The organism is Mammaliicoccus sp. G-M28, from assembly GCF_022386595.1.
Taxonomy (GTDB): Bacteria; Bacillota; Bacilli; order Staphylococcales; family Staphylococcaceae; genus Mammaliicoccus; species Mammaliicoccus fleurettii.
Genome location: NZ_JAJNIF010000007.1, coordinates 75,731 through 97,567, shown reverse-complemented (window position 1 = coordinate 97,567; position 21,837 = coordinate 75,731). Strand labels below are relative to the sequence as shown.

The following is a 21,837-nucleotide window of genomic DNA, read 5'->3' as shown; positions in this document are numbered from 1 at the left end:
ATGCAAGAAGCATATATAGTAGCATACGGACGCTCTGCTGCAGGGAAAGCTAAACCAGGTGGCGCATTATTTCACGAAAGACCTGATGAGGTTGCAGCTCAAGTATTAAAAGGAGTACTTAATAGAGTTGGGGGTTCATTTAATCCAAGCATGGTTCAAGATGTCATTGTCGGAAATTCTTTTCCTGAAGGTTTACAAGGACAAAATATCGCACGTTCAATTGCGTTGCTTGCTGGATTACCAAATGAAGTTCCAGGTCAAACGGTCAATCGTTATTGTTCATCAGGACTTCAAACAATCGCAATTGCAGCAAATGAAATTATGTCAGATCAAGCTGATGTGCTCGTAGCTGGTGGTGTAGAACTTATGAGTGCAGTACCAATGGGTGGTAATGAACCTACAAATAGTCCAGAGTTGCAAGAAGCGGATACTGGCGTTTCATACCCAATGGGATTAACAGCTGAAATGGTTGCTGAAGCATATAAAGTTTCTAGAGAAGCACAAGACAAATATGCAGTAGAAAGCCATAAAAGAGCAGCTGAAGCACAAAAATCAGGGAAATTTGAAGATGAAATTATACCTATAAACGTGCATAAAGTGAGCTATGATAAAAATGGACCATCTATAACAAAAGAAGAATTTAAACAAGACGAATTAATACGACCTGATACAAATTTAGAATCTTTATCTAAATTGAGAACCGTATTTAAAGCAGATGGTACAGTAACAGCAGGTACGTCGGCACCACTTACAGACGGTGCAGGTTTTGTAGTATTGATGTCTGGAGACAAAGTGAAAGAACTAGGAATCAAGCCTATAGCTAAATTTGTAGGGTTCAAAGCAGTAGGGGTAGATCCTAAATTAATGGGTATTGGACCAGCTTATGCAATACCAGAAGTATTAGAATTAACAAACCTATCAGTAGATGATATCGATTTAGTAGAATTAAACGAAGCATTTGCATCACAAACAGTAGCTTCAATAAATGAAGTAGGTTTAGATATTAATAAAACAAACGTTAACGGTGGTGCAATAGCATTAGGACATCCACTCGGTGCAACCGGTGCAATGTTAACAGGTAAGTTATTATCTGAAATGAGTAAACGACCAGACACTAAATACGGTATGGTTACAATGTGTATCGGAGTAGGAATGGGCGCAGCAGGTATATTTGAATATGTAAGATAATAAGTAGAAAGCATTCGATTCTTTGAATCGAATGCTTTTTTTAGTTAGAGGAATTGAGTTGTAAGGGTAAGTTGTAGATTAATTTGGAAGTTAATCTAAGAGATGGTGCGAGTTGTAGATTAATTAAGGAGTTAATCGAAGAGATGGCATAAGTTGTAGATTAATTAAGGAGTTAATCGAAGAGATGGCATAAGTTGTAGATTAATTAAGGAGTTAATCGAAGAGATAGGGTAAGTTGTAGATTAATTCAGAAGTTAATCGAAGAGATAGGGCAAGTTGTAGATTAACTCAGAAGTTAATCTAAGACATTTCCAAATTTAATGCCATAAAATAAGAAGCTGAGACAATTAATTGTCCCAGCTTCTATTCATTTTCGTTATGATACTATTTATTATATTTTTGTTTTTCGGCTTCTCTTAATTCTATTCGTCTGATTTTGCCTGAGTTAGTTTTTGGTAATTCAGTTACGAATTCGATTGCTCTTGGATATTTATATGGTGCTACATCTTTTTTGACATAGCTTTGTAATTCTTTTACGAGTTCATCATCGCCAGTGATATCGTTTTGCAAGATAACGAATGCTTTTACGATGTTACCTCTTATTTCATCTGGGCTTGCAACGACTGCACATTCTTGTACTTTAGGGTGTTTAGTTAAAGAGTCTTCTACTTCGAACGGTCCTATTGTATATCCAGAACTAATGATGATGTCGTCTTCTCTACCCATGAACCAGAAGTAACCGTCTTCGTCTAATTGAGCGCGGTCTCCAGTTACATAATAGTCGCCTCGTTTTGATTTTTCTGTACGTTCTTCATCTTTATAGTATCCTTTGAATAATGATGGTGAATCTAATGAAACGGCTATGTCGCCAACTTTTCCATTTGTTATAGGTTCACCGTCTTCATCGATAACTGCTACGTGACTACCAGGTATTGCTTTACCCATTGCTCCTGGTCTACTTTCTGTATCTTTTAAAAATGCAATAAGTAATGTGTTTTCAGTTTGGCCATATCCATCTCTTACTTTAATGTTGAAGTTACTTTGGAATTGTTCTATTACTTCTTTATTTAATGGTTCACCTGCTGATACAGCACTGTGAAGATTTTCTAATGTATAGTCAGATAAATTTGGTAACTTAGCCATTAAACGATATTCTGTTGGTGTACAGCATAATGCGTTTATTTGGTGCTTTTCTAGTAAGTCTAAATATTTTGCTGCGTTAAATTTACCGTTATATACGAATGCTTTTGCACCTGAACCTAGAATTGATAAGAAAGGACTCCAAATCCATTTTTGCCATCCAGGTGCAGCAGTTGCCCAAACAGTATCTGATTCAGTAATACTTAACCAGTGTTTTGGTGCAGTTTGTATGTGTGCATAACCCCAACCATGTGTATGGATAACAGCTTTAGGTAGTCCTGTTGTACCTGATGTATAAGATAAAATTGCGATATCATCTCTTTTTGTTTCATCAACAACTAGTTCTTCACTAGCTTCTTGTATTTCATCATCAATTGATATCCAATTTTCTTGTTTAGATCCTACAACAAATTTTGTTAATTGATTGAATTCTTTAATACCTTCAAATTCAATTGTGCATTGATCGATTACGACTACAGCATTAACTTCACCGTGTGTGATTCTATGTTGCAAATCTTTCGTACGTAACATTTCAGAACTTGGGATTATGATAATGCCAAGTTTAAGTGCTGCAATGTATATTTCATATGTTTTAATTGAACGAGGCATTAGAATGAGCACTTTATCGCCTTTTTTAAGACCGTGTTCTTTAAATATGTTTCCAACTCTATTAGCATTTTTTATAAGTTTTGAATAAGTAATAGTTTGAACTTTGCCTTCAACATCTTCAAAAACAATCGCTTCTTTAGATTCGTCGGCAGTATGTTTTTCGATTTCATTAACAATGTTGTATGTTTCTGGTGCTATTAAGTCTGAATTTTTCATGTTAATCTCCTCATTTTTTATTATTATTTTATTTTATCAGTGAATAATCATAAATACGAATAAATGAAACTATATGAAAACACGAGTATCTAATTATTTATATTTCATAAAAATATTGCAAATGTAAGCGATTTTTTGTTAACTTAAAGGAAAGTTAATTAAATCTTTACACTAGATTTACAATTATAGGTTAATATTCACAATGGTTACAAAAACTTTAAAGAGGTGTCTTATGGAACTGTCGGCTTTAGAAATTATCTTTACATTTATTGGTGGTTTAGGTATTTTTCTATATGGTATTAAGCAAATGGGTGATGGCTTACAAGCAGCAGCGGGAGATAGATTAAGAAGTATATTAAATAGATTTACGAGCAATCCAATAATGGGTGTGCTTGCAGGTATGATTGTTACGATACTAATACAAAGTAGTTCGGGAACAACGGTTATTACTATCGGCCTAGTTAGTGCAGGATTTATGACGATGAGACAAGCTATTGGTGTTGTTATGGGTGCTAACATCGGAACAACAGTTACAGCTTTTATAATCGGTATTAATATTGGTGATTATGCTTTACCAATATTGGCATTAGGTGCATTCTTAATATTCTTTGTTCAAAAGCGTAAAGTTAAAAATATAGGTATGGTATTCTTTGGATTTGGTTCATTATTCTATGGTTTAGAATTAATGAGTGGGGCAGTGAAACCATTAGCTGATCTAGAAGGATTTAAACAAATTATGTTGGATATGTCTTCAAATCCATTTTTAGGCGTATTAGCGGGTACGTTTGTAACATTAATTATACAAAGTTCAAGTGCAACAATAGGTATTTTACAAGGATTCTATGCAAATGATTTAGTATCATTACATGGTGCATTACCGATTTTATTAGGAGATAATATTGGAACAACTATAACAGCGATATTAGCAAGTTTAGCTGGTTCTATAGCTGCAAAACGAGTTGCAGTCGTACATGTTATGTTTAATGTCATCGGAGCAGCAATATTCTTATTAATATTACCATTTTACGAAGCAGCAATGCAGTGGGTCAATCATGCATTGAACTTAAACCCTAAAATGGTTATCGCATTTGCACATGGTACATTCAATATAACGAACACGTTAATTCAATTACCATTTATTTTCGCATTAGCTTGGATTGTTACGAAAATTATTCCAGGTGAAGATGTAAATGAAAAATATAAACCAAAATATTTAGATAATAATTTAATAAATAGAGCACCAAGTATTGCATTACAAGAAGCACAAAATGAAATTCAAAACATTGGTAAAATGACAGTTTCAATGCTAGATAATGTTGGAAATTTAAATGAAAAAGCATTAAAAAAACATAAACAAAAACATGTAGCTGTTGATAACATGTACGATAATGTTAGACAGTATTTAAATAAATTATCTGAGAAAAAATTATCTGCGAAAGATGCTGAAAGATTGTCAGTCTTATATGATGTGAATAGAACAATATTAAAAGTATCAACGTTAACAGAATCATACTTAGATGAACTTCAGAAAAAACAATCATCAGATATTCATATATCAGATAAAGCAGACCAAAGTATTGATAAATTATATAATCACGTTAAAGTATCATATGAAAAAACATTCGAAGTATTTGATGTTTATGATTATATTAAAAAAGATGAAGTCGTTAAAAGAAGTGAAGATTCATATTTATTAGAACACGATTTACGTAAAAAGCACATAAAACGATTAAGTTCCGGAGAATGTTCTCCAGAAGGCAGCCTCGTTTATATAGATATGATTTCTATTCTTGAAAGAATTGGTTACCACTCAAGAAATATTTCAGAGTCTATGATTAACTTAGGCGAAGACACATATACCCAAACATCAGAAGTTAGATTATAAAATTTAATACAAACTTAGAAGCCGAGACAAATTAATTGTCCACAGTCTGAAAGCACCGTGCCAACTTTGTGGCACGGTGCTTTTTTTCTCTATTTATCATGTTGGGTACGACTTGATAAATTCAGCCTCTCTATGTTGCTTGTTGGCCTCGTCTTGCAATGTTCAGTCGCTCTATGTTGCTTGTTGGGCCAGTCTAGCAATGTTCAAACGCTCTATGTAGCTTGTTGGGCCAGTCTAGCAATGTTCAGTCGCTCTATTTATCATGTTTGCCTCGTCTTGATAAATTCAGCTCTTCTATTTATCATGTTGGACTTGTCTTGATAAATTCAGCCCTTCTATTTATCATGTCGCACCTGTCTTGATAAATTCAGCCTTTCTATTTATCATGTCGCACCTGTCTTGATAAATTAAAGGGACATTGTCTCAGCCTGTATTCATTGTACGGTGTTAATTTTAGAGATGTCTTAGATTAACTCTCGATTTAATCAACAACTCATATCATTTTTTCAAAAAATCCTTAATTTCCGTCGTACCAGACTTGTATTTAGTTAGATTTTCCTAAATGGGAATCCCAGTAAACTTCATTTATGAGGAGTGTTATTTAAAAATATTTTCAGTCTTTGAAAATAAATTCAGATGTAAGATATAAATGTCTTTACGAGGGTTATTCATTGGTCTTTGAACTTTTTTATTTTAACATAGTTATATAAACGATAATGTAAGCGATTACTATAAATTATTATAACTACATAAAAGGGGCTGTACGTATGAGTTTAAATGTTGGAATCATTGGTTGCGGTGGTATTGCAAATGGAAAGCATTTACCTAGTTTGCAGAAGATAAGTGAAGTAAATATTGTTGCTTTTTGTGATATTGAAATTGAAAAAGCTCAAGTTGCTGCAGAACAATATGGTACAAATGATGCAAAAGTGTACGAAAATTATAAATTATTGTTGGAAAATGATGATATAGATGTTATTCACGTATGTACACCTAACAGTTCTCATAAAGCATTAACGGTTGCTTCACTCGATGCTGGTAAACATGTGATGTGTGAAAAACCTATGGCTAAGACAACAGAAGAAGCGAAAGAGATGATTGAAGCTGCTAAACGTAATGGTAAAAAATTAACGATTGGTTATCAAAATCGTTTCAGACCTGACAGTCAATATTTACGTAAAGCTACGCAACGTGGAGACTTAGGTGATATTTATTACGGTAAAGCTCAAGCTATACGTAGAAGAGCTGTACCTACTTGGGGTGTCTTTTTAGATGAAGAAAAGCAAGGCGGTGGACCTTTAATTGATATTGGAACACATGCTTTAGATTTAACATTATGGATGATGGATAATTATGAACCTGAATCTGTAATGGGCTCAACTTTCCATAAGCTTGGCAAAAAGGAAAATGCTGCAAATGCATGGGGACCATGGGATCCTAAGAAATTCACAGTTGAAGATTCCGCATTCGGTTTTATTAAAATGAAAAATGGTTCTACAATTATTCTTGAATCAAGTTGGGCGCTGAATTCATTAGAAGTGGATGAAGCAAAATGTGCACTTTCAGGTACTGAAGGGGGCGCTGATATGAAAGACGGTTTGAGAATTCATGGTGAAGAGTTCGGTTCTTTATACACTACAAATGTAGAGTTAGAAAATAAAGGTGTAGATTTTTATGAAGGTGAAACTGTTGATGAGGCAGAAGTAGAGGCGCGTAGCTGGATTGATAGTATCATAAATGACACTGAACCAGTTGTTAAACCAGAGGAAGCTATGGTAATCACGCAAATATTAGAAGCACTTTATCAATCAGCAAAAACAAGTAAAGCTGTATACTTCGATTAATAAAAGGGGATATTAAAATGAATATAACTGTATGGAATGAATATAGACATGAAGTAGAAAGTGAAACAATTAAAGCTGTTTACCCGGATGGTATTCACAATGTTATAGCAGAATTTTTAGGTGAGGATCATGAAGTTAAGACAGCAACATTGGATGAGCCTGAACATGGTTTAACTGATGATGTGTTAGCTAATACAGATGTATTAATATGGTGGGGACATAAAGCACATGATGAAGTGAAAGATGAAATTGTAACTAAAGTGAAACAACGTGTGTTAGATGGCATGGGTCTAATCGTATTACATTCAGGTCATTTTTCAAAAATCTTCAAAAGCTTAATGGGAACAACGTGTGATTTAAAATGGCGTGAGGCTGACGATAAGGAAAGACTTTGGGTAGTAGATCCGACACATCCTATTACTGAAGGTCTCAACTCATATATAGAGTTAGAAAAAGAAGAGATGTATGGTGAACATTTTGATATACCTGCACCAGATGAAACAGTATTTATAAGCTGGTTTGAAGGTGGAGAAGTCTTTAGAAGTGGTGCAACATTTAAGCGTGGTAATGGTAAGATTTTCTACTTTAGACCAGGTCATGAAAGCTATCCTACTTATTATAATAAAGAAATTCAACAAGTTATTAAAAATGCAGTTGAGTGGGCGTGTAATAGAAATACACCTAAGCATCAATATGGTAATGCACAACCTCTTGAGAAAATTAGTAAAAAATAAAATAGGAGACTTCTAATATGAATAAACTAAAATTAGGTGTCATCGGTGTTGGTGGAATTGCACAAAATAGACATATACCAGCTTTTAAAAAATTAGACCACTTAGTAGAAATAGTAGGCGTACAAGATATTAACTATGAATTGTCTGAAAAAGTAGCTTCAGAATTTAATATTACGAATGTTTTTGAGGAATATAATGAAATGTTTAAACAAGTAGATGCTGTCGTTATATGTACGCCGAATAAATTCCATGCTGAAATCAGTATTGCTGCTTTAAATGCAGGTGTGCATGTATTTTGTGAAAAACCAATGGCAATGAATCGTAAAGAATGTGATGCGATGATTGAAGCGGCAAATCGTTCTGGCAAATTGCTAGCAATTGGTTATCATTATCGTTTTACAGATGCGTCAATAACAGCTCATCGTGCAATTGAAGAAGGTGTAGTTGGAGATGCGCTCGTAACAAGAGTACAGGCATTACGCAGACGTAAAGTACCAGGTTGGGGTGTCTTTACTAATAAAGAACTTCAAGGTGGAGGCAGTCTTATAGATTATGGATGCCACTTATTAGATCTTGCTATGTGGTTACAAAAAGATGCTCAACCGGTGGAAGTGTTGGGTAAGACTTATAATCGATTAAGCAAAACACCAAACCAAATAAATGACTGGGGAACATTTGATTACGAAACATTTGAAGTAGACGATCATGTGTCTAGTTTTATCACTTTTGAAGATGGGTCAACAATGCAATTTGAATGTTCATGGTCAGCAAATATTAAAGAAGATAAAATTCATTTAAGCATGTCTGGTGTTGATGGCGGTCTAAATGTATATCCGTTTGAAATATATCAACCTCGATTTGGAACATTTTTTAATGAACAAGCATACGCTGAACATAATGAAGATAATGCAGCACAACGACAATCTTTAAACTTTGTAAACAGCTGTTTAGGTTTAGAAGATTTAGTTGTGAAGCCTGAAGAAGCAAGACGTGTAAGTTCATTAATAGACGCTATTTATCAAAGTAGTGAAGAGGGAAGAAGTGTAAGAATAGAGTCTTAATAAATTTATAAGGGGTGTTACATATGAAAATCGGTGTATTTACAGTGCTTTTTCAAGATAAAACGTTTGAAGAAATGTTAGATCATGTAGCAAATTCTGGATTAAAGATGGTTGAAATTGGTACTGGAGGAAATCCTGGTAATCATTTTTGTAATTTAGATGAATTGCTAGAAAATGAAGATAAAAGAACAGAGTTTATGAATGCAATTACACAAAGAGGATTGGAAATTAGTGCTTTTAGTTGTCATGACAATCCAGTTTCTCCAGATAAAGAGCATGCTAAACAAGCACATGAAACATTTATTAAAACAGTCGAATTAGCTTCAATCCTAGGCGTACCAGTTGTTAATACATTTTCAGGCGTACCTGGATCTGACGAAGATTCGAAACATCCAAACTGGCCAGTGACACCTTGGCCAACAGCTTATTCTGAAATACTAGAATGGCAATGGGAGAAAAAACTAATCCCGTATTGGAAAGAAGCGGCTAAATTTGCTAAAGATCACAATGTCAAAATTGGTATCGAGTTACATGCAGGTTTCTCAGTACATACACCATATACATTGTTGAAATTAAGAGAAGCAACAAATGATGCAATAGGTGCTAACTTAGATCCGAGTCATTTATGGTGGCAAGGTATAGATCCAATAGCAGCAATTAAAATACTAGGTAAAGCCGGTGCAATACATCATTTCCATGCAAAAGATACTTATATTGATCAAGAAAATGTCAATATGTATGGATTAACAGACATGCAACCATATAGTTCAGTCCAATCAAGAGCATGGACATTTAGAACAGTCGGTTATGGACATAGCCCACAAGTATGGGGAGATATTATAAGTGCACTAAGAATAAATGGATATGATTATGTCGTAAGTATAGAACATGAAGATCCTATAATGTCAGTAGAAGAAGGCTTCCAAAAAGCAGCACATAACTTACAGACAGTGAATATCAACGAATCACTAGATAATATTTGGTGGGCATAATGAAAAACATGACTTCAGCTTATAAAAATGGGCAGAAGTCATGTTTTTTTAGTTGGATATTTGGTGGTGTATTATGAAGTTGTAAGTGATATGTTATTAAAGTTTTTCTGCTAATTCTACAAAAATGCCTTCGGGTCCTTTTATATAACATAGTTTATATAGGTCTTCGTATTGAATGATTTCTCCAATTATATTTGATGATGTTGATTTCAAGTTCTCGACAACTTGCTCAATATTTTGAATTGCAAATGCGAAATGACTGGCACCGATATTTTTGGGGAAGTATTTAGTTTCATTAGATGTCTCTACTTGGTTATGGAATTTTATAAGCTCTATTGCGGTTTCTCCGTTGTGGACTTTCATCATAGCAATTGTTGCTTCTACTGCATCGACTCCGTATATGTTATTAATCCACTCGCCATTGACATTTTGTTCGCCAATTAATTCTAAACCTAAAGTATTGAAAAAATGTTTAACTTCTTCCAAATCTTCAATGACAATTCCTACATGGTCCATTTTCTCTAATTTCATGTTATACATCTCCAATTTAGATTATGAGTTATTTGTTATTATATAATGAAATTGTTATTTAAACTAATAAATTAAATCATAAAATGAAAACGATTTCAAATAATTGTCTTTCTTCTCTAAAAATAGGTTGAATATTGAAAAATCGGAACTAAACTTTGATATAGTATATTTAAGGGGAGTGAGATTTATGAAAAGAATTTTTTTGATAGCTAGTGCTTTTATAGGTGTCATAGTAGGTGCTGGATTCGCATCTGGCCAAGAAGTTCTACAGTATTTTACGAGTTTTGGGGTTATGGGGATATTTGGAGGTATCATAACAACAGCACTGTTTGCATATGTAGGTATGATGCTAGTTTGGCTCGGAAGTAAAATGAAGACAGATTCACATAAAGAAGTTATACATAAAGTAACTGGTAAATCAGCTTTTGGAAGTATAGTCGGTTGGACTATTGATTTAGTAATTATCTTTACACTGTTTGGTGTAGGTGTCGTAATGTTAGCAGGTGCAGGTTCGAATTTAAGCCAACAATTTGGTTTAGCACCTATTATCGGTACATTAATTATGACGGTTTTAATTCTTTTAGCAGGTATGTTGAAAGTAGAAGGTGTCGTTAAAGTTATCGGAAACATAACACCATTTCTTATTGTCTTTATTGTAATTATATCAGTTTATAGTTTCTTCACAGTAGATACATCGTTTGCTGAGTTAAATAAAATATCTGACTCATACTCTTCTACATTACCAAACTGGTTTATAGCTGGTATTAATTATGCATCATTTAATACTGCAGTAGGTGCATCAATGGCTATTGTTATGGGTGGCGCTGAAAAAGATTCTAAAATCGCAGGTATGGGTGGATTATTAGGTGGACTTGCATTAGGTGTCATGATTATATTAAGTCATTTAGCTATTTTCTCTAAACTAGATACAGTAGGAGATTTAGATATGCCAATGTTAGGTATTGTAAATGAAATTTCTCCTATCTTAGGTGTGTTTATGGCGATTGTGATATTTGGTATGATATTTAATACTGGATTGGGAATGTTTTATGCATTTGCTTCTAGATTTACTTTTGTAGGTACAAATTCATTTAAAATATTTTACATAGTATCAGTCATAGTCGGTTTAGGATTAAGCTTCGTAGGATTTACAGACTTAGTTGCAATATTCTATCCGTTAATTGGTTATTTAGGGTTAGTATTAATCTTAGTACTAATTTATGCACCATTTAAAATGAAATTTGGTAAAAAGGAACTTTAAATATATTTTTCAAGAGTTGAGGCTGGGACAAATTAATTGTCTCAGCCTTAATTGTTAAAATCATTAAATTATTACTGTGTAGTCTACAATTATACGATATACTTCAATAAAGAGTTAATAGACATGAATGGAGGGATAACATGGATAATCAAAGAGATCAATGGTCATCTAAACTAGGTTTTATTATGGCATCTGCTGGTGCTGCAATCGGAATAGGGGCTATATGGAAATTTCCATATGTTGCTGGTCAATTCGGTGGTGGAGCCTTCTTATTATTATTTATTATATTTACACTATTTATTGGATTACCAATGTTAATATCAGAGTTTATAATCGGGCGTTCTACGAGTAAAGAGGCGGTTGCGGCTTATGATTCTTTAGCGCCAAAATCACCTTGGAGAATAACTGGTAGACTTGGCGTAATCGGATGTTTCTTATTATTATCGTTCTACAGTGTTGTAGGTGGTTGGATAACGATTTATACGGCACTAGGTTTAACGGGTAATCTTATTTCAGATGATGCAAACTATGGTAAAGTCTTCGAACAAATTATCGGACAACCTTTCACTGTATTGATTGGTGTATTTGTATTTATTTTAATGAATGTTATCGTATTGAACTTTGGAATTAAAAAAGGTATTGAACGAGCAAATAATATTTTAATGCCATTATTATTTATCTTTTTCATTATTCTTGTTATAAGAGCGGTTACTTTAGAAGGTGCTTCTGAAGGGCTATCTTTCTTCTTTAGTTTTAATTTTGAAGATTTTTCAGCAGAAGGTGTCTTATATGCGCTCGGCCAATCATTCTTCTCATTAGCAGTAGGATTTTCATGCATGGTTACATATAGTTCTTATTTAAGTAAAAAGGAGAGTCTACCAACATCAGCTGCGTCAGTATCAGCGATGAATATTATAGTTTCAATATTAGCAGGTATGGCTATTTTCCCTGTTGTGTATGCATTTTCTTTAGAGCCAGCAGAAGGTCCAGGTTTATTATTTATAGTATTGCCTAATGTATTTAGCCAAATGGCATTTGGATCAATATTTTTAACTTTATTTTTACTATTGTTCTTATTTGCTACTTTGACTTCATCGTTCAGTCAGTTTGAAATTATTATTTCTGCTTTAGAAAAAGAAGGCAAAAGATCTAGAACAAAAATCGTATGGATACTTGGCTTACTTACATTTATTGCTTGTATACCTTCTTCGTTATCATATGGTGTATTAGCAGATGTTTCTATATTTGGAAGATCTATATTCGATGCAACAGATTATTTAGTGAGTAATATATTACTTCCAATTGGATGTTTGCTTATTGCAGTATTCATCTCATTTAGGATGGACCAAGCAATTGTGAAAAAAGAATTTCAAATTGGTAATCAATTATCTCTAAAATGGTTCAAATTATGGAAATTCTTAATGAGATATATTATACCTATCATTATCATTATAGTATTTATATTCTCGCTTTAATTTTGTAATGACATCCATGAAAAGAGGTGCTAGAAATGGAATTTAAACAGTTAAAATATTTTGTGGAGATTGTCAGAAATGGTGGTATGACACAAGCTGCAGAACATTTATTTGTAGCACAATCAACAATAAGTAAAGCAGTTAAAAATCTTGAAAATGAATTTGAAGTCACACTTTTTGACCGTTCACAAAAACATATTAAACTGACGGATACGGGAGAAGTTTTTTATGAAAAAGCCGTAGAATTTTTAACACTATTTGATCACTTAACATTAGAACTTAATGATATTTTTGACGTTCAAAGAGGGCATATAAGATTAGGATTATCACCCATGATAAAAGTTGACCTCATAACAGATAGTCTTGAAAATTTTCATAAAAAATACTCAAACGTCACATATGAAGTTACTGAAGGTGGCGGTAAAGCCGTAGAACACTATATAAATAAAGATGAAGTAGACATTGGGGTGACGACATTGCCAGTAGACTCCTCAAAATATAATAGCGTCGCTTTGTATAAAGAAGAACTATTTTTAGTCGTAAACAAATTACATAAACTCGCACAGAGATCACAAGTTTCAATTAGTGAACTGAGAGAAGAAGAATTTGTATTATTTCATGACGATTATTACTTAAGAGATATGATTATAGAAAATTGTCGTAAAGAAGGATTTTATCCAAAAACCGTAGCCAAAATATCCCAGCTAACATTTATAAGCAATATGATAGAAAGAGGACTCGGGCTATCAATAGTACCTCGAAGTATAGCAGAACAAATGAGTGAAGATGTCAGAATGATTGAGCTGAAAGGTGAGAAAATATATTGGCACTTAGGCCTCATCTGGAAAAAAGGCGCTTACGTCAATCAAGTTACAAAAGAATGGATAGTATTTTTAAAAGACTCCCTAGATAGGAAATAAGCATAAGGGACAAAATTCCGAGAAATGTCCGTAAGCAGTGCTGTCGCTAAGGAGCACAATTCGGAATTCTGCCAGTAAGATCAACATAAGAATGACAATCAAAATTTAAGAGAACCCCCGAAGTTAGACTTTTGCCTAACTTCGGGGGTTTTTATATCAAATCAGTTTGTTCATCACAATAATAGGCTCTGTTTTAGACTAACTATTCCAAATCGGAATGTGTGTAATCGATAATATGTATTTTATTAATAGTTCGTATGGTCATATAATGATGTCTATAACGATTTATTAAAAGGGTTGTGTTTATATGGTGAAACTATTTATAAAGATATTATTTCAAGTGTCTTTGATATATATAATTACGCAAGTTGGGAAATGGCTACAAGAGATACTGCATATACCGATTGCAGGTAGCATTGTTGGTCTTGGGTTTCTGTTTTTCTTACTATTAACGGGTATTTTACCTGAGCATTGGATTGAGGTTGGAGCTAATAAATTAATCAATGTTATGATTCTATTTTTTGTACCTTCAATTGTAGGTGTAATGGATATCGCTGATCAAATTGGACTGAGTTACATTATTATGGTCGTTTTATTGATTGTAAGTACGAGTTTAGTTGCATTGTCATCAGGTTATGTTTGTGAAAAAATTTTAAAGTTAAATAAAAAAGATAAGGAGAAAACAGCATGATTATAAAAACAATTACGATGATATTTTTAACACTAGCATGTTTTATAATCGCTAAGAAATTACAACTGAAGTATAAACATCCTCTTCTTAACCCAGCGCTCATTTCTTCTATCATGATTGTGAGTGTATTACTTATTCTAGGATTCAACTATAAGGACTATATGGTGGGTGGCTCTTGGATACATCAATTTTTAGATTGTTCTGTTGTGAGTTTAGCGTATCCTTTATATAAATATAGAAAATTAATTGTCGCAAACTTTAAGATTATTATAACGAGTGTATTAACAGGTATTATGGTTAATTTTATTGTTATTTATAGTGTGCTTTATGTAATGGGTTATCCTAGTTCGACTATTGTTACGATATTGCCTAGATCTATGACAGCAGCTGTTGGGATAGAGGTTTCTCATCAAATGGGTGGAACGGATACACTAACTGTCATGTTTATCATTGCGACTGGATTGATTGGCAGTATATTAGGTAATTTCTATATAAGTAAAGCTAGATTTAAAAGTGATTTAGCGAAAGGCTTAACTTATGGAAATGCTTCACATGCATTTGGAACAGCAAAAGCATTAGAGGCTAATATTGAAGCTGGAGCATTTAGTACAATAGGTATGATATTGACTGCAGTCTTAAGTGCAATTATGTTACCGGTCATGTACTTAATTACGACATATATTTAGAATGTGAAGTCATGGTGTGAAATTTCCATGACTTCTTTTTTTATTAACAAAACGACGTAATGAAAAATATTTTTATATAAATTTTTATTCATAAATTACGTATAAATATACTAAATGAAAGTAAAAAAGATTTGTTTAGTTTGTTAAATTATAACTTAACACAACTGTTATAGCAATATTTCTTATCGCTAAAAATGCTTCGTTATATATATTTATTCATAAATAATCGTAATTACCTTTGTATGTAATTTGCATTTTTATTAAAAGTTCTATAGTGTCTTCAATGTGATTTAAATCATCGTGTTCATTAAAAGTGATTATATTGACGATGTACATTAATCGACAACGAGGAGTGTTCAGAAGTGAAGAAACATAAAGTAATGGACTGGTGGACATTTTACGGGACTGTAGCTGTATTGCTTATCGCAGTTATACCAATGATGGTTTTCCCGAAAGCTAGTCAAGAAGTGATAACAAGTATTAATGATATGATATCCAATACATTAGGTCCTTGGTATTTAACACTTGGTCTAATTGTTTTTGCGTTTGTATTATACATAGCGTTTGGTAAATATGGGAATGTAACTTTAGGTAAAGCAAGTGACAAACCTGAGTTCAATAATTTTAGTTGGATTTCTATGCTATTTTGCGCAGGTATAGGTTCAGATATACTTTACTGGGGTGTAATTGAATGGGCATATTACTATCAAGTACCGCCATATGGTGCAAGTGGTATGACTGACGAAGCACTCCAATATGCAACGATGTATGGCATGTTCCACTGGGGTCCAATTGCTTGGGCTATATATGTGTTACCAGCATTGCCTATTGGTTATTTAGTATTTGTTAAGAAAAAACCAATTTATAAAATTAGTCAGGCGTGTAGACCAATATTAAAGGGACAAACAGACAAATTACCAGGTAAAATTGTCGATATTTTATTTATTTTTGGTTTGCTCGGTGGTGCAGCTACATCTTTAGCACTTGGTGTACCATTAATTTCAGCAGGTATAGAAAGGTTAACCGGACTAGATGGTGAAAATATGGTCATGAGAAGTGTAATCTTACTGATCATCACAGTTATATTTGCATTTAGTTCGTATACTGGCCTTAAAAAAGGCATACAAAAATTAAGTGATATTAATGTTTGGTTAACTTTCTTAATTTTAGGTATTGTACTTATTGTTGGTCCTACAGTATTTATAATGGAAACGACTGTTTCAGGATTTGGTAATATGCTTAAAAACTTCTTCCAAATGGCTACTTGGTTAGAACCGTTTGGTGGAATTGGGAAAAGAGAAGAGACGAACTTCCCACAAGATTGGACGATATTCTATTGGTCATGGTGGTTAGTATATGCACCATTTATAGGTCTGTTTATTGCAAGGATTTCTAAAGGACGTACTTTGAAAGAAGTTGTCTTAGGGACAATTATATATGGAACATTAGGTTGTGTATTGTTCTTCGGTATTTTTGGGAACTATGCAGTATTTCTACAAATTTCTGGCCAGTTTGATGTCATTCAATTCTTGAATCAGCATAGTGCAGAAGCCACTATTATAGAAGTAATGCATCAATTACCGTTTCCAAAAGCGATGATTGTTTTATTCTTAATATCAGCATTCTTATATTTAGCTACTACATTTGATTCAGGCTCTTATATATTAGCAGCAGCAACTCAAAAGAAAGTGATAGATGAACCATTAAAAGCAAATCGTTTATTCTGGGCTTTCGCTTTATGTTTATTACCATTCTCCCTAATGTTGGTAGGTGGAGAACGAGCATTGGATGTATTGAAGACAGCTTCAATTTTAGCCAGTGTTCCCTTAACCATAATATTTGTTATGATGATGATTTCATTTATACGAACATTAAATGGTGATCGGATTAAATTAGAGGAACGTGCAGATAAACTAAAAGCAGTAGAAAGACGTTCATTAAGGATTGTTCAAGTAAGTGAGAAAAAAGAAGACGATAATTTATAGATTGAAAAAAATTCGTAATTCAGATGAATTACGAACTTTTTTTATTTGTAAAATTAACTGAAAATTAAAAAAGAAATGTTGACATCATATTTTGTATCGGGTATGCTAATGAGCATAATTTATTATTTCATAGTAATCCTATCTGCTTAAAATATTTTATCGTTTTTTAGGTGGTTTTTAGATAGAAAAGCTTTAGAAATAAACATAAGGAGGACGTTGTATATCATGACAGAAGTGTTGACTTATGAACGTTTTGACACAGATCCTTTTAAAGACATTAATATTGATGATGAAACTAAAGGTGCTTATCAAATCATAAAATGGGCCTATGAACATTATGGAGATTCTATAGTATATTCATGTAGTTTTGGTGCAGAAGGTATGATTTTGATAGATTTAATTTCAAAAGTTAAAAAAGATGCGAAAATCGTATTTTTAGATACGGATTTACATTTTCAAGAAACATATGACTTAATTGATCGGGTTAAAGAAAGATATCCTTCGTTGAATATCGAATTAAAAAAACCAGATCTAACATTAGAACAGCAAGCTGATCAATATGAACCAGCTTTGTGGACTAGTGATCCAAATCAATGTTGTTATATAAGAAAAATTAAACCTTTAGAAGAAGTACTTTCTGGTGCGACAGCTTGGGTTTCAGGATTGAGAAGAGAACAATCACCTAGTAGACAAAACACTGACTTTATTAATAAAGATGAAAGATTTAAATCTATTAAAGTTTGTCCTTTAATTTATTGGACATGGGATGATGTTTGGGCGTATATGGAACGCCATGATTTAACTTATAACGAATTGCATGATTTCAATTATCCAAGTATCGGATGTATACCTTGTACATCACAAGTTTCGTCTTCAGGGGATTCACGTGAAGGAAGATGGAATAATTTTAATAAAACTGAATGTGGTTTGCATACAGCAAATAGTAAGCCTAAATAAAGTATCTCATTAAAAGATTTTTTATAGTCTTTTTTTAAGTATAAAACATACTATTCCTATATGAATAGTAAAAATGAAAATAAAAATTGGACAGGATGAGGTGACATTTTTGGAATTAACAGTAACAAATAGCCCATTTAATCAAGAACAGTCAGAAAAGCTAAATCAAGTACTTTCAACACTTACTAAGGAGCAAAAGATTTGGTTTAGTGGTTACTTATCAGCGGCAGCTGCCCAAAGTAATGAACCAAGTGCATCAATAGTTGAAACAGCAGCACCAGTTAGTAATGAACCAAAACCAAAAACACGAGAAATCACAATATTGTTTGGTTCTGAAACAGGAAATGCTCAAGGATTAGCAGAAACATTAGAAAGTAAATTAAAAGAAAAAGATTTCAAAGTTAATCTTGCATGTATGGAAGATTTTAAACCGAAAGATTTAAAGAAAGTCGAAGATTTATTTATTATTACTGCAACTCATGGTGAAGGTGATCCACCAGATAATGCGATCACTTTCCATGAGTTTATACATAGTCGTAAGGCGCCTAAGTTAAATGACTTAAGGTATTCTGTCTTAGCTTTAGGAGATGAGTCTTATGAATTCTTCTGTCAAACTGGTAAAGATTTTGATAATAGACTAGAAGAACTTGGTGCAGAGAGATTACATTCAAGAGTCGATTGTGACTTAGACTTTGATGAACCAGCAGAAAAATGGATGGAAGGTATCTTAAATTCTATAGGTCATGTATCAGGTCATGAATCAACTGAACCAGTTAAAGTTGACCCTGAAGATATATCTGCTACTCAAACGTATTCAAGATCTAATCCATATGAAGCTGAAATACTTGAGAACATCAATTTAAATGGTAGAGGTTCAAATAAGGAAGTGAGACATATCGAACTATCTTTAGAAGGTTTCACCGACTCCTTTGAACCAGGAGATTGCATTGGTATATTCCCTAAAAATGACCCTGAAGTAGTATCAGACTTAATTGAAACACTCGTTTGGAATCCAGATGAGAGTGTTCCTATAAATGATGCGGGTGATACATTAACGCTCCGTGATGCACTGACAAATCATTTTGAAATCACGAAACTTACAAAACCAATTGTTACAAAAGCAGCTAATATTTTTGGGAACGACGTGTTATCTGAAAAAGTAAAAAAAGACCGTTGGATATACGGTTATGTTGAAGGTCGCGATTTAATCGATTTAATTAATGACTTTCCACCAGAAGACTTACAACCAGATGCACTACATCAGATTTTACGAAAATTACCTGCTAGAGAATATTCAATTGCTAGTAGTTATCAAGCTACACCAGAAGAAGTACATCTTACAATTGGTGCCGTTCGATATCATGCAAATGAACGAGATAGAAACGGTGTTTGCTCAGTACAATTCGCTGAACGATTAGAACCTGGCGATACTGTACCAATTTATTTGAAAAAGAATCCAAACTTCAAGTTTCCTAAAACGAATGAAACACCTGTTATCATGATTGGTCCTGGTACAGGCGTAGCACCATTTAGATCTTATATTCAAGAAAAAGAAGAATTAGAACTTAATAATAAAGCATGGTTATTCTTTGGAGAACAACATTTTACAACAGACTTTTTATATCAAACAGAATGGCAAGGTTGGTTAAAAGATGGCGTGCTTGATAAATTGAGCGTGGCATTCTCTAGAGATTCTGAAGAGAAAGTGTATGTACAACATCGAATTGAAGAAAATAGTAAAGAATTTTATCAATGGATTCAAGAAGGCGCTGCTTTATATGTTTGTGGAGATGAAAAGTGCATGGCCAAAGATGTACATCAATCCATTTTGAATGTGATTCAAAAAGAAGGACATTATAACGAAGAAGAAGCAGAAGACTTTTTAACTCAAATGAAAAAAGACAGAAGATATCAAAGAGATATTTATTAAGAGGGGGGCATTATTGTGAGCACTCAAACTAATTTATCCGAAAAATTAGATGAAATGGAACACATTAAAAATAGAAGTAATTATTTAAGAGGAACAATTAAAGAAGGTTTATCTGATGAAATAACAGGAGCAATAGCAGAAGACGATACAAAATTGCTGAAATTCCACGGAAGTTATATGCAAGATGATAGAGATATCCGTGACGAGCGTCGTAAACAAAAGCTAGAACCTGCTTATAGTTTCATGATTAGAGTTAGAGTTCCAGGTGGTACAGCAACAGCTGATCAATGGCTTGCAATGGATGATATTTCTACAGAATATGCAAATGACACAATCAAATTAACAACGAGACAAGCATTTCAATTTCACGGAATTTTAAAAAGAAATTTAAAAAGCTCTATGCAAAGTATTCATCACGCAGTTATGGATTCTTTAGCTGCATGTGGTGACGTAAACAGAAATGTTATGTGTAACCCAAATCCATATCAATCAGGTGTACATAAAGAAGTGGATAAACTTGCAACAGATATTAGTGATCATTTATCACCACAAACCGGAGCGTATCATGAAATTTGGTTAGATGATGAGAAAATAGTTGATACTAAAGAAGAAGTAGAACCGATGTATGGTAAGACTTATTTGCCTAGAAAATTTAAAATCGGTATCGCTGTTCCACCTTCAAATGATATAGATGTTTATTCACAAGATATTGGACTCATTTCAATAATTGAAGATGACCAATTAGTTGGATTTAATGTCACTGTTGGCGGTGGAATGGGTATGAAACACGGTAATACGAAGACATACCCTCAAGTAGGTAGATTGCTTGGTTACTTCCCTAAAGAAGAAGCGATAGATGTTTGTGAGAAACTATTAACAATACAAAGAGACCACGGTAATAGAGAAGATAGAACAAATGCACGATTTAAATATACAGTTGACCGACTAGGTGTAGATTGGATTCGTGAAGAATTAAATACAAGATTAGGTTGGGAAATTGAAGAACCAAGACCATTCGATTTTAAACATAATGGAGATCGTTACGGGTGGACTGAAGGTAGTGGCAAATGGCATTTTACATTATTTATTCAAAATGGCCGTGTGAAAGATACACAAGACTACAAGTTAAAAACAGCTTTAAGAGAAATTGCTGAAATCCATACAGGAGATTTCCGTTTAACTCCGAACCAAAACTTAATTATTGCTAATGTAGCCAAAAGTAAAAAGGCTCAAATTCAAAAAATTATAGATAAATATGGTATTACAGATGGAGAAAATTATACAGGGCTTAGAAGAAATTCAATGGCATGTGTAGCCTTTCCAACTTGTGGTTTAGCAATGGCTGAATCAGAACGTTATTTACCTACACTTATTAATAAAATTGAAGGTCTTTTAGATGAAGCGGGTTTAAATGAAGAAGAAATTACAATTCGTATGACAGGTTGTCCTAACGGTTGTGCAAGACCAGCTCTAGCTGAAATTGCATTTATCGGTAAAGCACCAGGTAAATACAACATGTATCTTGGTGGTGGATTCTCTGGAGACCGTCTAAATAAACTATATAAAGAAAATATAGGTGAAGATGAAATTTTAGAAAGTTTAAGACCAATTATTATTCAATATGGTAAAGAAAAAAATGATGGTGAACACTTTGGAGACTTTGTTATCCGTAAAGGCATTATAAAAGAAGTGCACTCAGGACAAGACTTTCATAGTTAAACAGAAAAGGGGT

General features: G+C 33.3%; 17 protein-coding genes. 15 read left to right on the top strand and 2 right to left on the bottom strand.

Annotated features, from left to right (window positions below; translation table 11 throughout):
* Entirely contained in the window at positions 1 to 1,188 is a 1,188-nt protein-coding gene (locus LQ609_RS08210) for a thiolase family protein (RefSeq protein ID WP_239734572.1), read from the top strand.
* 384 nt (positions 1,189 to 1,572) lie between these two features.
* On the opposite strand, the gene mbcS is transcribed toward LQ609_RS08210, so the two are convergent.
* On the bottom strand, positions 1,573 to 3,153 hold the full coding sequence (mbcS, locus tag LQ609_RS08205; protein WP_239734571.1) for an acyl-CoA synthetase MbcS: 1,581 nt from the start codon (positions 3,151 to 3,153) through the stop codon (positions 1,573 to 1,575).
* 232 nt (positions 3,154 to 3,385) lie between these two features.
* Between mbcS and LQ609_RS08200 the strand changes: the two genes are divergently transcribed.
* The 5 genes from LQ609_RS08200 (at position 3,386) to LQ609_RS08180 (ending at position 9,669) form a co-directional block, all read left to right on the top strand.
* Positions 3,386 to 5,038 carry a Na/Pi cotransporter family protein gene (locus LQ609_RS08200; RefSeq protein ID WP_115337035.1) on the top strand — a complete coding sequence of 551 codons (1,653 nt, stop codon included), beginning with the start codon at positions 3,386 to 3,388 and terminating at the stop codon, positions 5,036 to 5,038.
* Positions 5,039 to 5,805: 767 nt separating this feature from the next.
* Positions 5,806 to 6,882, top strand: a complete 1,077-nt coding sequence (locus LQ609_RS08195) for a Gfo/Idh/MocA family protein (protein ID WP_078358578.1) — start codon at positions 5,806 to 5,808, stop codon at positions 6,880 to 6,882.
* 17 nt (positions 6,883 to 6,899) lie between these two features.
* Positions 6,900 to 7,616 (top strand): ThuA domain-containing protein, encoded by a 717-nt coding sequence (locus LQ609_RS08190; protein WP_078358579.1) that lies wholly within the window; start codon positions 6,900 to 6,902, stop codon positions 7,614 to 7,616.
* A 17-nt stretch (positions 7,617 to 7,633) separates the two neighbouring features.
* Positions 7,634 to 8,677 (top strand): Gfo/Idh/MocA family protein, encoded by a 1,044-nt coding sequence (locus LQ609_RS08185; protein WP_239734570.1) that lies wholly within the window; start codon positions 7,634 to 7,636, stop codon positions 8,675 to 8,677.
* A gap of 23 nt (positions 8,678 to 8,700) precedes the next feature.
* Positions 8,701 to 9,669 (top strand): sugar phosphate isomerase/epimerase family protein, encoded by a 969-nt coding sequence (locus LQ609_RS08180; protein ID WP_107510043.1) that lies wholly within the window; start codon positions 8,701 to 8,703, stop codon positions 9,667 to 9,669.
* A gap of 96 nt (positions 9,670 to 9,765) precedes the next feature.
* Here the strand turns inward: LQ609_RS08180 and LQ609_RS08175 are convergent, their stop codons facing one another.
* Positions 9,766 to 10,200 (bottom strand): VOC family protein, encoded by a 435-nt coding sequence (locus LQ609_RS08175; protein ID WP_239734569.1) that lies wholly within the window; start codon positions 10,198 to 10,200, stop codon positions 9,766 to 9,768.
* Between the two features lie 187 nt (positions 10,201 to 10,387).
* On the opposite strand from LQ609_RS08175, the gene LQ609_RS08170 reads away from it, so the two are divergent.
* From LQ609_RS08170 to LQ609_RS08130, 9 genes are all read left to right on the top strand, one after another.
* Positions 10,388 to 11,461, top strand: coding sequence for a YkvI family membrane protein (locus LQ609_RS08170; protein ID WP_208143508.1), 1,074 nt, complete (start codon positions 10,388 to 10,390; stop codon positions 11,459 to 11,461).
* Between the two features lie 140 nt (positions 11,462 to 11,601).
* Positions 11,602 to 12,936 (top strand): sodium-dependent transporter, encoded by a 1,335-nt coding sequence (locus tag LQ609_RS08165; protein ID WP_078357908.1) that lies wholly within the window; start codon positions 11,602 to 11,604, stop codon positions 12,934 to 12,936.
* Between the two features lie 35 nt (positions 12,937 to 12,971).
* The gene (gene cidR / locus LQ609_RS08160; protein WP_078357907.1) at positions 12,972 to 13,856 is read left to right on the top strand and encodes a cidABC operon transcriptional activator CidR; all 885 of its coding nucleotides are present in this window, start codon (positions 12,972 to 12,974) and stop codon (positions 13,854 to 13,856) included.
* A 340-nt stretch (positions 13,857 to 14,196) separates the two neighbouring features.
* Positions 14,197 to 14,547 carry a CidA/LrgA family protein gene (locus LQ609_RS08155; protein WP_411815205.1) on the top strand — a complete coding sequence of 117 codons (351 nt, stop codon included), beginning with the start codon at positions 14,197 to 14,199 and terminating at the stop codon, positions 14,545 to 14,547.
* Positions 14,544 to 15,233 (top strand): LrgB family protein, encoded by a 690-nt coding sequence (locus LQ609_RS08150; RefSeq protein WP_078357905.1) that lies wholly within the window; start codon positions 14,544 to 14,546, stop codon positions 15,231 to 15,233. Before LQ609_RS08155 ends, LQ609_RS08150 begins: the two co-directional genes overlap by 4 nt.
* Positions 15,234 to 15,595: 362 nt before the next feature.
* Positions 15,596 to 17,218, top strand: coding sequence for a BCCT family transporter (locus LQ609_RS08145; protein ID WP_208143509.1), 1,623 nt, complete (start codon positions 15,596 to 15,598; stop codon positions 17,216 to 17,218).
* A 225-nt stretch (positions 17,219 to 17,443) separates the two neighbouring features.
* Positions 17,444 to 18,175, top strand: a complete 732-nt coding sequence (locus tag LQ609_RS08140; RefSeq protein ID WP_078357903.1) for a phosphoadenylyl-sulfate reductase — start codon at positions 17,444 to 17,446, stop codon at positions 18,173 to 18,175.
* A 109-nt stretch (positions 18,176 to 18,284) separates the two neighbouring features.
* The gene (locus tag LQ609_RS08135; RefSeq protein WP_208143510.1) at positions 18,285 to 20,105 is read left to right on the top strand and encodes an assimilatory sulfite reductase (NADPH) flavoprotein subunit; all 1,821 of its coding nucleotides are present in this window, start codon (positions 18,285 to 18,287) and stop codon (positions 20,103 to 20,105) included.
* A 15-nt stretch (positions 20,106 to 20,120) separates the two neighbouring features.
* A complete protein-coding gene (locus LQ609_RS08130) occupies positions 20,121 to 21,824 on the top strand; it encodes an NADPH-dependent assimilatory sulfite reductase hemoprotein subunit (protein WP_404932025.1) in 1,704 nt (567 codons plus the stop codon).
* Positions 21,825 to 21,837 lie beyond the last annotated feature (13 nt).

What these genes read in the sequence shown, in the direction of transcription:
- LQ609_RS08210 (WP_239734572.1), top strand. Translation starts at nt 1, where the DNA reads ATGCAAGAAGCATATATAGTAGCATACGGACGCTCTGCTGCAGGGAAA.
- mbcS (WP_239734571.1), bottom strand. Translation starts at nt 3,153, where the DNA reads ATGAAAAATTCAGACTTAATAGCACCAGAAACATACAACATTGTTAAT.
- LQ609_RS08200 (WP_115337035.1), top strand. Translation starts at nt 3,386, where the DNA reads ATGGAACTGTCGGCTTTAGAAATTATCTTTACATTTATTGGTGGTTTA.
- LQ609_RS08195 (WP_078358578.1), top strand. Translation starts at nt 5,806, where the DNA reads ATGAGTTTAAATGTTGGAATCATTGGTTGCGGTGGTATTGCAAATGGA.
- LQ609_RS08190 (WP_078358579.1), top strand. Translation starts at nt 6,900, where the DNA reads ATGAATATAACTGTATGGAATGAATATAGACATGAAGTAGAAAGTGAA.
- LQ609_RS08185 (WP_239734570.1), top strand. Translation starts at nt 7,634, where the DNA reads ATGAATAAACTAAAATTAGGTGTCATCGGTGTTGGTGGAATTGCACAA.
- LQ609_RS08180 (WP_107510043.1), top strand. Translation starts at nt 8,701, where the DNA reads ATGAAAATCGGTGTATTTACAGTGCTTTTTCAAGATAAAACGTTTGAA.
- LQ609_RS08175 (WP_239734569.1), bottom strand. Translation starts at nt 10,200, where the DNA reads ATGAAATTAGAGAAAATGGACCATGTAGGAATTGTCATTGAAGATTTG.
- LQ609_RS08170 (WP_208143508.1), top strand. Translation starts at nt 10,388, where the DNA reads ATGAAAAGAATTTTTTTGATAGCTAGTGCTTTTATAGGTGTCATAGTA.
- LQ609_RS08165 (WP_078357908.1), top strand. Translation starts at nt 11,602, where the DNA reads ATGGATAATCAAAGAGATCAATGGTCATCTAAACTAGGTTTTATTATG.
- cidR (WP_078357907.1), top strand. Translation starts at nt 12,972, where the DNA reads ATGGAATTTAAACAGTTAAAATATTTTGTGGAGATTGTCAGAAATGGT.
- LQ609_RS08150 (WP_078357905.1), top strand. Translation starts at nt 14,544, where the DNA reads ATGATTATAAAAACAATTACGATGATATTTTTAACACTAGCATGTTTT.
- LQ609_RS08140 (WP_078357903.1), top strand. Translation starts at nt 17,444, where the DNA reads ATGACAGAAGTGTTGACTTATGAACGTTTTGACACAGATCCTTTTAAA.